We start from the raw sequence: 12,549 nt of genomic DNA on the forward strand, positions 1-12,549 counted from the left end.
GTCAGCGCCGGGACCGCCTCCCTCACCCCCGCAGCCGCCTTCGACGCCCTCTACACCCGGCACGCGCACGACCTGACCCGCCAGGCGATCGTGCTCACCGGCCTGCCCCACCTCTCCCAGGAAGCCGTCGAACGGTCGTTCCAGGCGGCCTGGCAGCGCTGGCCCGAGGTCGCGGTCGACCCCGACCCGGCGGGCAGGGTACGCGCCATGGTGCACGAGTACGCGCTGTCGCCCTGGCACCGTATGCGCCCGGGTCTGCGGGCCGGGCAGCGGCCCTCACCCAGGGTGCCCGCCGCGCCGCCCGCCACTCCCCCGCAGCGCGCGCTGCGGGACGCCCTGCTCAGCCTGCCTGCGGCCTACCGGCGGGCGCTGCTCCTGCACGACGGTCTCGGCCTGGACCTGAGCGAGACGGCGGCCGAGGTGGAGGCCAGTACGCCCGCGACGGCCGGACGGCTGCTGCACGCGCGCCGGGCCGTGGCCGAACGGGTGCCCGCGTTCGGCCTGGCCGCCGAGACGCCCGTACGCCAGCGGGAGATCCTGCGCGAACGGCTGGCCGGGCTGGCCGCCCTGTATCCGGTGGCGCCGCCCGCCGCCGCAGCCGTACGCACGGGCGGCGAGCGGACGGTCAGCCGGATGACACAGGGCGCGTTCGGGCTGACGGCCGTCATCGCGGCGGCGACGGCCTTCACCCTCGTCAACGAGGCGACGGACCCGCTGCCCGGCCGCCCCGAGGCCGGGCCCCCGGCCCTGTCCGCGTCCCCCACGCCCGGCGCGAAGGCCCGGGGCCCCCGTACGGAGCAGGCGAAGCACGCCCGCACCCGGCAGCAGGCCGCGGCCGGCGGCCCGGTCCGGCGGAACGTGGTCCGGTCCGGCCTCCTCGCTCCGGAGGCGCGGTAGCCGGGGCCCGGGGAAGCGGGGCAGCGGGAAGGAAGGCGGGGAAGGGCACGTGCAGGGACAGAGTCCAGGGTCAGGGTCCGCACAAAAGGCGCGGGCCCGCACCCCCACCAGGGGTACGGGCCCGCGTCCGACGCGTGGCGCGATCAGCCGACGAGGATCTCGCGCGCCAGGCGCGCGGTCTCCGACGGGGTCTTGCCGACCTTGACGCCGGCGGCCTCCAGGGCCTCCTTCTTCGCCTGGGCGGTGCCGGAGGAACCGGAGACGATGGCGCCGGCGTGGCCCATGGTCTTGCCCTCGGGCGCGGTGAAACCCGCGACGTAGCCGACGACCGGCTTGGTGACGTTGGCCTTGATGAAGTCGGCCGCACGCTCCTCGGCGTCGCCGCCGATCTCACCGATCATGACGATCAGCTCGGTCTCCGGGTCGGCCTCGAAGGCCTCCAGGGCGTCGATGTGGGTGGTGCCGATGACCGGGTCGCCACCGATGCCGACGGCCGAGGTGAAGCCGATGTCGCGCAGCTCGTACATCATCTGGTAGGTCAGCGTGCCGGACTTCGACACCAGACCGATCTTGCCGGGCTTGGTGATGTCGCCCGGGATGATGCCGGCGTTGGACTGGCCGGGGGTGATCAGGCCGGGGCAGTTCGGGCCGATGATGCGGGTCTTGTTGCCCTTGCTCGACGCGTACGCCCAGAAGGCGGCCGAGTCGTGCACGGCGATGCCCTCGGTGATCACGACGGCCAGGCCGATCTCGGCGTCGATCGCCTCGACGACGGCGGCCTTGGCGAACTTCGGCGGCACGAAGATGACGGACACGTCGGCGCCGGTCTTCTCCATCGCCTCGGCGACCGAGCCGAAGACGGGCACGGACGTCCCGTCGAAGTCGACCTCGGTGCCCGCCTTGCGCGGGTTCACGCCACCGACGATGTTGGTGCCGTCGCCCAGCATGAGCTTGGTGTGCTTCATGCCCGTGGCACCGGTCATGCCCTGGACGATGACCTTGCTGTCCTTGGTGAGGAAGATAGCCATGGTGGTCTGGTTCCCTCTGTCCCTTACTTCGCGGCCGCGGCGAGCTCGGCGGCCTTGTCGGCCGCGCCGTCCATGGTGTCCACACGCTGGACCAGCGGGTGGTTGGCGTCGCTCAGGATCTTGCGACCGAGCTCCGCGTTGTTGCCGTCCAGGCGGACGACCAGCGGCTTGGTGACGTCCTCACCCTTGGACTTCAGCAGCTCCAGGGCCTGGACGATGCCGTTGGCGACCTCGTCGCAGGCGGTGATGCCACCGAAGACGTTGACGAACACGGACTTGACGTCCGGGTCGCCGAGGATGATCTCCAGGCCGTTCGCCATGACCTCGGCGGAGGCGCCGCCGCCGATGTCGAGGAAGTTGGCGGGCTTGACGTTGTCGTGCTTCTCACCGGCGTACGCGACGACGTCCAGGGTGCTCATGACGAGACCCGCGCCGTTGCCGATGATGCCGACCTGACCGTCGAGCTTGACGTAGTTCAGGCCCTTGGCCTTGGCAGCGGCTTCGAGCGGGTTGGCCGCTGCCTTGTCCTCCAGGGCCTCGTGCTCGGGCTGGCGGAAGTCGGCGTTCTCGTCGAGCGAGACCTTGCCGTCCAGCGCCAGGATGCGGCCGTCCTTGGTCTTCACCAGCGGGTTGACCTCGACGAGGAGCGCGTCCTCGGCGACGAAGGTCTCCCACAGGGTCACCATGGCCTCGGCGACGCCCTCGGCCACCTCGGCCGGGAACTTCGCCTGCGCGACGATCTCGCGGGCCTTCTCGATCGAGACGCCCTCGTTGGAGTCGACCGCGACCTTGGCGAGCGCCTCGGGGGTCTTCGCCGCGACCTCCTCGATGTCCATGCCGCCCTGCACCGAGGCCATGGCCAGGAAGGTGCGGTTGGTGCGGTCGAGGAGGTACGAGACGTAGTACTCCGCCTCGATCTCCGGGGACAGCTCGGCGATCATCACCTTGTGGACCGTGTGGCCCTTGATGTCCATGCCGAGGATGTCCGTCGCGCGGGCGACGGCCTCGTCCGGGTCCGCCGCCAGCTTCACGCCGCCGGCCTTGCCGCGGCCGCCGACCTTCACCTGCGCCTTGACGACGGACTTGCCGCCGAGGCGCTCGGTCGCCGCGCGTGCCGCCTCAGGCGTGTCGATGACTTCACCGGCCAGCACCGGTACACCGTGCTTGGCGAAGAGGTCCCTCGCCTGGTACTCGAACAGGTCCACGCGCGTCCGTCCCTTGTCTACTCAGAATCGCCGTAGTGATCGCGGTTCGTTGTCTGCATGGGCGTGCCGCGAAGGGCAACGTGACTGCGCTGTCACTGAGGGAGGCGTACACGGTGACCGGTACGCGGCATGTCCGTCTCGCAGGTTATCCCCGCAGGACCGGCCGCCCTAAATCGCAGATCACACTGCGGCGGTGATAACAGTCACAGAGACGGTGGTCACAGATCACACAGGGGTACGGGCGGGTGGCCGCCAGGTGGACGGCCCGCTCCGCCCGTCCGCCCGTACGCCTGTCTGCCCGTCCGTCTGTCTGCCCGTCTGCCCGTCTGCCCGTTCGGTCCCGCGCACAGCGCGGAGCCGGGCGGCTCCCTCCCAAGGGGAACCGCCCGGCTGCTCGCTCACTGCCGCCATGGGCGGCGGTACGGGCGTACGGCACACCACCCTGTGCTTACGCCCGGCCGCCTGGCGGGGGTGGTCAGGCGCCCTGGACCGGGAGGGCGGTCGGCAGGGTCGGCAGAGTGGTCGGGAGGGTCGTGGTGCCCGGCAGGGTCGGGAGCGCCGGGACGTTGGCGGGGTTGGTCAGGTCGGTGGGTACGGCGGGCACCGCAGGCGCGGCGGGCACCGCAGGAACTGCGGGTACGGCGGGCACGGTCCGGCCCGGGAGCTCACCGTGCAGCCCGGCGGTGGCGCCCCCGGCGATGCCCGAGGCGTCGTCCTTGACGGTGCCGACCAGACCCTGCGCGAACGGGGTGGCGTCCGCGGCCACGCCCTGCACGAACGGGGTCGCCCGGCCCTTCACGTCATCGGCCAGCCGACCGACACCGCCGACGGCACCCTGGGCGACCGGCACGACCTTGCCGACGACGCGCTGGGCGACGGGCGGCAGGACGTCGGCGGCGGTGTTGTCGAGGTCGGCGACCTTGCCCAGATCAGCGGCCTTGCCGAGGTCCGCCGCCTTGCCCAGGTCGGCAGCCTTGCCGAGGTCGGGGGTCTTGCCGAGGTCGGCAGCCTTGCCGAGGTCGGTGGCCTTGGCCAGGTCACCGGCCGCAGGCAGTTCCGGGGTGGCGGGCAGCTTCGAGGTGCTGGGCACCTTCGGGGTGGCGGGCAGGTCCTGGGTGTGGACGTCCCCGCCGGTGACTCCGGCGACCTGACCGGCCACACCGTCCACGGTCTTCTTGACCGTCTTCTCGGCGGTACCGGCCACGTCACCGGCCGGCAGCTTGTCCCGCACCGTGCCGCTGACGGTGTCGGTGACCGCGTCCGTGACCGCACCGGCGGCGGGCAGGTCGGTGGTGCCGCGCAGGCCGGCCGCGTTGGCGGCGACGGAACCGAGGGCCCACAGGCCGGAAGCGGCGGCGGCTACGACGATGGAACGACGGATGTGCTGACGCATGATGCTGAAATGTCCTTCGAATTCAGGGGTTTCGACGGGCAGACCTGTCCCGCCCCCGCGCGGCAGGTCCTGTGCAGACGCGTCGTCTGCGGACGGGCCCCGGACGCTGAAGGTCCGGAGGTCTGCCCTAGCCCGGGAATTCGAGGATGTCGGCGGCGCGCTGCCGCGTGGGCGGCTCGGCGGCCGCGAGGACGCCTCCGGGCACCAGCCCGAAGTACGCGGAATGTGCCGGTACGGCGGCGAACTGCTCCCCGCCGCGGGGACCGTGGCCGTCGCCGACGATGTGCGAGGCCGACGAGGCGGGTACCTGCGGAAGCTGGCCGGGGAGGCCAGGGAGCCCGGGGAATCCCGGGAGCCCGGGGAGGCTGCCGTGGCCCTGTCCGGGCCGCCGCTCCGACGCCGAGTCGGCGTGCTGCACAGGGTGTGACGAAGCGCCCCGCAGCTCACCCGCTTCCGCCCAACCAGCCGCACAATGAGCCGAGTTGGAGCCATCGGCCCCTTGCTGATCACCGGCTCCGGGATGCTGCGGGCCGGTGCCGCGCTGCGGCCCGGAGCCCTGGCCCGGCTGCTCGCCGGGCCCGTCACCACGCCCGGTGTCACCGTCACCGCCGACACCGGGAATCCGGTCCGGCAGCTCTACGGGGAGCGAGCCCGCGTCGGCCACCTGGCGCACCTCGCGCACCACGTCCCGTACCGGCTCGGTGACCCGCCCGGCGACCGGCTCGGTGACGGGGTCGGGGCCGGTTTCGGTGACGGGATCGGCTGCCTGCCCGGCAGCCGGTGCGGTGCGCTCGGCAACGGGCCGCACGGCCTTGCCGACCGGCGTTTCCGCCACCGCGCCCGCGGCCGTCTTGCCGCCGCGCCGCAGTTCCCGCCCGGCCTCGACCGCCGAAGCCTTGACCGCCGCCTGCGGCACGGCCGGAGTCACCGCCCCGGCAGGCGGCTTCGCGCTCGCCGAACCGTCCGCCGCCTGCGCACCGCCGCCGAACGCGCACCCCAGCGCCACGAACCCGGCCAGGAACAGCCCCGCCAGCAGCACACGCCGCACCGCCGCGCTGCGCGGCAGGCGCGCGGCGGCGGGAAGGGCGGACGCAGCAGACACGCGGAGATCCTTTTCGGCGGGCCGGAAAACGCGGGGAGCCAGGGCGTACGGAAAGCCGGGGCATGACCGGCCGCGGACACGCGGCCGGTGCGGGCGCTACGGCCAACCCGCCGGCGGGCCCCGATCCTTGCACGACAGGCCAGGGGCCCCGCAAGCCCCCTGAGGCTCTCGTTACCGTTGCTCCGTCATGTCCGGTATCGGCAGCGGACGCTTCTCGATCGCGGCCGCCATCACCTCCGGGAAGAGGTCGGGCGTACAGGCGAACGCGGGGGCTCCGAGGGCGGCCAAGGCTGCCGCGTGGTCCCGGTCGTACGAGGGCGCTCCCTCGTCCGACAGCGCGAGCAGCGTCACGAACTGCACGCCGGACGCCTTCATCGCCGCGACGCGTTTGAGCATCTCGTCGCGTATGCCGCCTTCGTAGAGGTCGCTGATGAGTACGACGACGGTGTCGGCGGGCCGGGTGATCCGCGACTGGCAGTAGGCCAGGGCGCGGTTGATGTCGGTGCCGCCGCCGAGCTGGGTGCCGAAGAGCACGTCCACCGGGTCGTCCAGCTCGTCCGTCAGGTCGACCACCGTGGTGTCGAAGACGACCAGCCGGGTCGCGACGGCCCGCATGGACGCCAGCACCGCGCCGAACACGGAGGCGTAGACGACGGAGGCCGCCATCGACCCGGACTGGTCGACGCAGAGCACCACGTCCTTCTTCACGGACTGCGCGGCCCGCCCGTGGCCGACCAGCCGTTCGGGGACGAGCGTGCGGTGTTCGGGCAGGTAGTTCTTGAGGTTCGCGCGGATCGTACGGTCCCAGTCGATGTCCCGGTGCCGGGGGCGGCTGACGCGCGCCGACCGGTCCAGGGCGCCGCCGAGCGTGGCGCGGGTACGGGTGGAGAGCTGTTTCTCCAGTTGCTGGACGACCTTGCGCACCACGGCCCGCGCGGTCTCCTTCGTCGTCTCCGGCATGACCTTGTTGAGCGAGAGCAGCGTCCCCACCAGGTGCACGTCGGCCTCGACGGCTTCCAGCATCTCCGGTTCCAGCAGCAGCGCGGACAGCCCGAGCCGTTCGATCGCGTCGCGCTGCATGACCTGGACGACGGAGGTGGGGAAGTAGGTACGGATGTCCCCCAGCCAGCGGGCCACGCTCGGCGCCGAGGCGCCCAGGCCCGCCGTGCGCGCGCCCCCGCCGCCCTGACCGTCCGGGCGGCGGCTTCCGTAGAGGGCGCTGAGCGCCCCGTCCATGGCGGCGTCCTGCCCCCGCAGCTCGCAGCCGGTCCCGTCGGCGCCGTCCCCGCCCAGCACCAGCCGCCACCGCCGCAGCCGCTCCTGTGCCTCGCCCGTCCCGCTCATCCCCGCACCCCCGTTGTCGTCCGCCCCTCCGCGGGGACCTCCCCGGAGCCTTTCTCCCCGAGGCCCTTGTCCTCGGCGCTCTCCCCGCGGCTCTCCTCGAAGCCCTCTGTGAGGCCCAGCAGCATGCGCAGGGTCGGCAGCACTGCTGCTGCCCGGTCGCGGTCCAGCCCGGGGCCGAAGCCCGGTATCGCTGCTTCGTGGCCGGCCTGTCCCGCGCCCTGTCCGGTACCAGGCCCGTCGGGGCCGTCGGGCCCGGCCGGTCCGCGGCGTATCAACTCGCCCAGTGTGCGCCGCACTCCGGCTTCGTACTCGGCGAACGTACGGCGCAGCAGCGGCAAAACGTCCGTGAAGGAGTCCGCCGGTACGCGGGCCAGCCAACGGTCCACCAGGGCGAGCAGCCGTTCGTCGTGCACCAGCAGCAGCCCGCCGGCGTCACCGCCCGCGAACCCTTCGATCCAGCCTGCCGCCTCGGCCGGCGGGGTGCCGGGTGACAGGGCCAGCCCCATCAGCCGTCCCGCGTCTTCGGAGGTCAGCCGCCCGTCGTCGAGCAGCAGCCGGACCGCACGCCCGCGCAGCAGGCCCGGCACCGGCTCCCGTTCGGCCAGCTTCCGCAGCACCGCCGCCCAGCGCTTCCGCAGTCCGCCGCCCCGGGCCCCTGCCTCGCCCCGCGCCGGCACCTCGCCCCGCACCGTTGTCCCGCCCCGGGCCGCTGCCTCACCCCGGGCCCCTGCCGCACCCGGGGCCACGGCGCCGGTCCCGGCTGCCGGAACGCTCGCCGGCCCTTCGTCCATCAGCCCCACCGCGTGGTGCGTGGCGTCCAGGTGCCGGCGCATGTCGGCGGCGCCGTCCGTGTCCAGGCCCGTGCAGGCGGGTGGCAGGCCGACGAAGACCCGTTCGGCCAGCCCGGCGGCCACCTCGGCGAGTGCGGCGGCGTCCGTGCCGCGTACGTCGCCGTAGCGGACCGAGCGGACCAGCGCGGGCAGCGCCTGGGCCAGGTGCCCCACGTCCGCGTCCAGCGCGGCCCGGTCCGTGAGCACCCGCATGACCACGGGCAGCGCGTCCGGGAGGGCTGCGAGCAGACAGCGCTCGGCCAGTGCCGTGACGCCGGCGAGGGCGGTGGTGGCCAGGGCGTCGGACTCCGCCTTGGCGGTCGCGGCCGCCGCCACCGTCGTGCCCCAGATGCCGGCCTCGGCGGCCCGGACGGACAGTTCGGGCTCCCACCGGAGCCGCCAGCTCTCCCGGAACGTGCCGGTGCTCGCGCGGGTCCGTACCGGCTCGCCCCACGGCACGCCGAGCAGCCGCAGCCGGTGCAGCAGCCGGCTGCGCCCGGCGTCCGTCTCCTTGCGCAGGTCGAGGTCCAGCTCCCGGTCGGCCGCCTCCGGTTTGAGGCGCAGCGAGCGCTGGCTGCGCGCGATGTCCCGCTGGAGCGGTACGGCCGGAGCGCTGTCCGGCACCTGTCCCAGTACGTCCCCCACGACCAGGCGGTCGTGGACGAGGGCGGACGGCGCGTCGGAGCCCTCGCCGAGCACCGCGCGCACCGCGTCACCGGCCTCGGCCAGTCCCGCCAGCGGTCGGCCGCGCATCGCGGCCAGGGCCTCGGCGAGCCGTACGGCCTCGATGACGTGGGCGGAGGAGACGGCGTAGTCCTCCTCGCGCAGCAGTCCGGCGACCTTGGTCATCCAGCGTTCGACGGGGCGGTCGGGCGCGCTGAAGAGGTGGCCGTACCACCCGGGCGAGGAGATGCCCGCGCCGTACCCGCTGCGGCGGGAGAGCCTGCGGTGGGTCCACGGCACCCACGTCACCTCGGGCTTCACCTTCGCCAGGCCCTTGAGCAGTCGCCGGTCGGCGGTCACGGTCGTACGCCGGGCCAGCGCCGGGACGTGCCACGCCCCGCACACCACGGCGACGCCGTCCCCGAACTCCCGGCGCGCCTCCCGCAACCGGAGCCGCATATGGGCTTCGCGCACCAGGTCGCGGTCGTGCCCGCCGGCGCCGTACGCCTCGCGCAGTGCCCCCATCGCCTCGGCCAGCGCCTCGAACGGCGCGAGCGGATCGGCGACCGCGGCACCCCCGCTGCCGAGCCCGAGCCCGACTCCGTCCCCGGCCCTTTCCTCGCGCTCGCCGACGCTCTCGGCCCCGTTCCCGTGCCCGTACGCGCTCGCGTGGGCCCGGTGTTCGATCACGTCCTCCCACCAGCGCTCCGGATCGTCGTACCCGGCGGCCTCGGCGAGCACCGCCACCGGGTCGATGCGCGCCGCCGCCCGGTCGGCCCCCGTCCCTCCGTCGGGGCGGCTTTCCCCGGCGCCGTCCCCGCCGTCCTCCCCGCCCGCGTCCTCCCCGTCCGCCTCGAACGCCAGGGAGTGCGCCGCGGGCAGGTCGATGAAGCGCACCGGTACGTCATGGGCCAGGGCCCACCGGATCGCCACCCACTCCGGGGAGAACTCCGCCAGCGGCCAGAACGCCGCCCGCCCCGGGTCGGTGGGCACATGGGCCAGCAACGCGACCGGTGGCCGCATCGCCTCGTCGGCGACCAGCGCCACCAACGCGTCCGCCTCCGGCGGCCCTTCGATCAGCAGGGCGCGGGGTTCGTGGTGCTCCAGGACCGCCCGGACCGCCCGCGCCGAGCCCGGTCCGTGGTGCCGCACCCCCAGCAGCAGCGGCCGGTCCGCCCGGGCATTCATGCGCCGGCCTCGCGGCAGGCGCGGTAGAAGTCCTTCCAGCCGTCGCGCTCGCGCACCACGGTTTCCAGGTATTCCTGCCATACGACGCGGTCGGCCGCCGGGTCGCGGATCACCGCGCCGAGGAGGCCCGCCGCCACGTCGCCGGACCGCAGCACGCCGTCCCCGAAGTGGGCGGCCAGTGCCAGGCCACCGGTCACCACGGAGATGGCCTCGGCCGTGGAGAGGGTGCCCGAAGGGGACTTGAGCCTGGTGCGCCCGTCGGTGGTGACGCCGTCGCGCAGTTCCCGGAAGACCGTGACGACGCGGCGGATCTCGTCCGTCCCTTCGGGGGCGGGCGGCAGGTCCAGCGAGCGGCCGATCTGGTCGACGCGCCGGGAGACGATGCCGACCTCCTCCTCGGGCGTCGCGGGCAACGGCAGTACGACCGTGTTGAAGCGGCGGCGCAGGGCGCTGGACAGCTCGTTCACCCCGCGGTCGCGGTCGTTGGCCGTGGCGATGAGGTTGAAGCCGCGCACCGCCTGGACCTCTTGGCCCAGCTCCGGGATCGGCAGGGTCTTCTCCGACAGGACGGTGATGAGGGTGTCCTGGACGTCGGCCGGGATGCGGGTCAGTTCCTCCACGCGGGCGGTCATGCCCCGGGCCATCGCCCGCATGACCGGGCTCGGCACCAGCGCGTCCCGGCTCGGGCCGTGGGCGAGCAGTTGCGCGTAGTTCCAGCCGTAGCGGATGGCTTCTTCCGGTGTGCCGGCCGTGCCCTGCACGAGCAGGGTCGAGTCGCCGCTGACGGCTGCCGCCAGGTGCTCGGACACCCAGGTCTTGGCGGTGCCGGGGACGCCGAGCAGCAGCAGCGCGCGGTCGGTCGCGAGGGTCGTCACCGCGACCTCGACGATCCGGCGCGGGCCCACGTACTTCGGTGTGACGACCGTGCCGTCCGGCAGGGTGCCGCCGAGCAGATACGTCGCCACCGCCCACGGTGACAGCCGCCAGCGCTCGGGGCGCGGCCGGTCGTCGGCCGCCGCCAGCGCCTTGAGTTCGTCCGCGAACGCGTCCTCCGCGTGGGGCCGCAGCACCTGCGCGGAGCCGTCGGCGCCGGGGCCTCCGGCGGCCTCTTCGGTGGTGTTCTCGGGCATGGTCTCCCCCTCGTCGCACGGTCTGCGGCCGATACCCCGCCTCCGCCGGCCGCTTGCGTGAACAACCCTGCACCACACCACTGACAATCACCGGAAACCTGGCTCTGACCTGCTATTTCAGCGGCGACATGCTGATACGTGACGGAGCAGGCCACCTCGCCCCGCCCTCGGCGGCGACGGAGGTCGTGACAAGGCGGATCTTCGCTGGTCAGGGCGATTGTCAGTGGGGGCTCGTAGCGTTTGGGGCATGAATCCGCAGGGGGAACGCTGGACGTCGGATCACGTGCTCGCGCTCGCGCCCGACGCACCGTCACGCAAGGCGGGCAGCAGGCTCGCGACACCGGACTCGTGGCCGGAGACCGGCACACGGGACGGGGCGGTGTGGGGCCTGTGCGAGGGCAGCGGCAGCAAGCCGTACCGCACCGTCGTCGACACGGCCGGACCGGCCTTCAAGTGCAGCTGTCCGAGCCGCAAGTTCCCGTGCAAGCACGCACTGGGCCTGCTGCTCATGTGGGCGGGCGGGGAAGGGGCCGTGACCAGCGGCGAGCCTCCCGCGTGGGCGGAGGAGTGGATCACCTCCCGTCGGCAACGTGAGCAGCAGAAGGCGTCGGCGGGCGCCAACGCCATTACGGCACCGCCTGGTTCACCGTCTCTCGCGGCGCCCGAGGCCGCGCGGCGGCGGGCTGCGTCGCGCGCCCGTCGGATCGCCGCCGGCGCCACCGAGCTGGAGCAACGGCTGGAGGATCTGCTGCGCTCCGGGCTGGCCACCGCCGACCGTGCGGGACCCGGCACCTGGGACGAGATCGCGGCCCGCATGGTCGACGCGCAGGCGCCCGGCCTGGCGGCTCGGGTACGGGAGTTGGGCCCGACCGTGGCGTCCAGGGCGGACTGGCCGTCCCGGCTCCTCGCGGAATGCGCCTTGATCCACCTCCTCGACCAGGCGTTCCTGGGCATCGACCGGCTGCCGCCCGCGCTGGCCGCGACGGTCCGCACCCGGGTCGGGCTGACCACCGACACGGCGGACGTGCTCGCCGGCCCGGACACCGCCACCGTGCGTGACCGCTGGCTGGTGCTCGCCCAACAGGACGCGAAAGAGGGCGTGCTGACCAGCCGTCGGGTATGGCTGCGCGGTGAGCGGACCGGCCGTATGGCCCTGCATCTCTCCTTCGGCGGACCCGACCGGGCCCTGGACCTCTCGCTGCCCAGCGGGCTCGTCCTGGACGCCGACCTCGCCTACTACCCGGGCGCGCGCCCGCTGCGCGTCGTCCTGGGCACACGGCACGCCGATCCGGTCCCGGTCACGGGACCGCCACCGGGCGGCGGCACCGACGCCGCGCTGGCCGCGTACGGCGACGCGCTGCGCGACGACCCTTGGCTGGACGCCTGGCCGGTGGTCCTGGCCGACATCGTCCCCGTACCGGGCCAGGGCGGCGAGCCGTGGCAACTGGCTGACGCGGACGGGGAGTCAGCGCTGCCGGTGGACCCGCGCTGCGCGGAGCGGTCGGGGCTGTGGCGCCTGGCCGCCATATCCGGCGGTGAACCGGTCACGGTGTTCGGCGAGTGCGGGCACCGCGGCTTCGTGCCCCTGACCACCTGGGACCCGGACCCGGTCGCTCTGTGACCCGGCCACTCCGCGCCCCGTCACCACCCCCTCCTCCGACCGGTCGCCCGTCCGGCCACCCTCCCGACCGCCCGTCCAGCCAACCGTCCAGCCCTCCGCCCGATCTCCCACCCCATCGCCCGCCCCATCACCCGCCCACTCGCCCGAT

8 protein-coding genes and 1 pseudogene are annotated in these 12,549 nt (G+C 73.9%); 2 read left to right on the plus strand and 7 right to left on the minus strand.

Annotated elements, in window-relative coordinates:
• Positions 1 to 18 precede the first annotated feature (18 nt).
• Positions 19 to 492: pseudogene (locus AB0A97_RS32530) on the plus strand (sigma factor-like helix-turn-helix DNA-binding protein); the annotation flags it as partial.
• A gap of 548 nt (positions 493 to 1,040) precedes the next feature.
• Here AB0A97_RS32530 and sucD read toward each other — a convergent pair.
• From sucD to AB0A97_RS32565, 7 genes are all read right to left on the minus strand, one after another.
• Positions 1,041 to 1,925: a succinate--CoA ligase subunit alpha gene (gene sucD, locus AB0A97_RS32535; RefSeq protein WP_003986215.1), complete on the minus strand. Its 885-nt coding sequence runs from the start codon at positions 1,923 to 1,925 to the stop codon at positions 1,041 to 1,043.
• A 23-nt stretch (positions 1,926 to 1,948) separates the two neighbouring features.
• Positions 1,949 to 3,130 carry an ADP-forming succinate--CoA ligase subunit beta gene (sucC, locus tag AB0A97_RS32540; protein ID WP_361156709.1) on the minus strand — a complete coding sequence of 394 codons (1,182 nt, stop codon included), beginning with the start codon at positions 3,128 to 3,130 and terminating at the stop codon, positions 1,949 to 1,951.
• Positions 3,131 to 3,605: 475 nt separating this feature from the next.
• On the minus strand, positions 3,606 to 4,523 hold the full coding sequence (locus tag AB0A97_RS32545; RefSeq protein WP_361156712.1) for a hypothetical protein: 918 nt from the start codon (positions 4,521 to 4,523) through the stop codon (positions 3,606 to 3,608).
• A 127-nt stretch (positions 4,524 to 4,650) separates the two neighbouring features.
• The gene (locus AB0A97_RS32550) at positions 4,651 to 5,625 is read right to left on the minus strand and encodes a hypothetical protein (protein WP_361156714.1); all 975 of its coding nucleotides are present in this window, start codon (positions 5,623 to 5,625) and stop codon (positions 4,651 to 4,653) included.
• Between the two features lie 171 nt (positions 5,626 to 5,796).
• Complete coding sequence (locus AB0A97_RS32555) at positions 5,797 to 6,969, minus strand: VWA domain-containing protein (protein ID WP_361156716.1); 1,173 nt, start codon at positions 6,967 to 6,969, stop codon at positions 5,797 to 5,799.
• Positions 6,966 to 9,650: a DUF5682 family protein gene (locus AB0A97_RS32560; RefSeq protein WP_361156719.1), complete on the minus strand. Its 2,685-nt coding sequence runs from the start codon at positions 9,648 to 9,650 to the stop codon at positions 6,966 to 6,968. The genes AB0A97_RS32555 and AB0A97_RS32560 overlap by 4 nt, the downstream gene beginning before the upstream one ends.
• Positions 9,647 to 10,780, minus strand: coding sequence for an AAA family ATPase (locus AB0A97_RS32565; protein WP_361156720.1), 1,134 nt, complete (start codon positions 10,778 to 10,780; stop codon positions 9,647 to 9,649). Before AB0A97_RS32565 ends, AB0A97_RS32560 begins: the two co-directional genes overlap by 4 nt.
• A gap of 247 nt (positions 10,781 to 11,027) precedes the next feature.
• Between AB0A97_RS32565 and AB0A97_RS32570 the strand changes: the two genes are divergently transcribed.
• Positions 11,028 to 12,401, plus strand: a complete 1,374-nt coding sequence (locus AB0A97_RS32570) for an SWIM zinc finger family protein (protein WP_361156721.1) — start codon at positions 11,028 to 11,030, stop codon at positions 12,399 to 12,401.
• The last annotated feature ends 148 nt before the right edge of the window (positions 12,402 to 12,549 follow it).

The sequence above is a fragment of the Streptomyces sp. NPDC045470 genome (assembly GCF_040646595.1).
GTDB lineage: Bacteria > Actinomycetota > Actinomycetes > Streptomycetales > Streptomycetaceae > Streptomyces.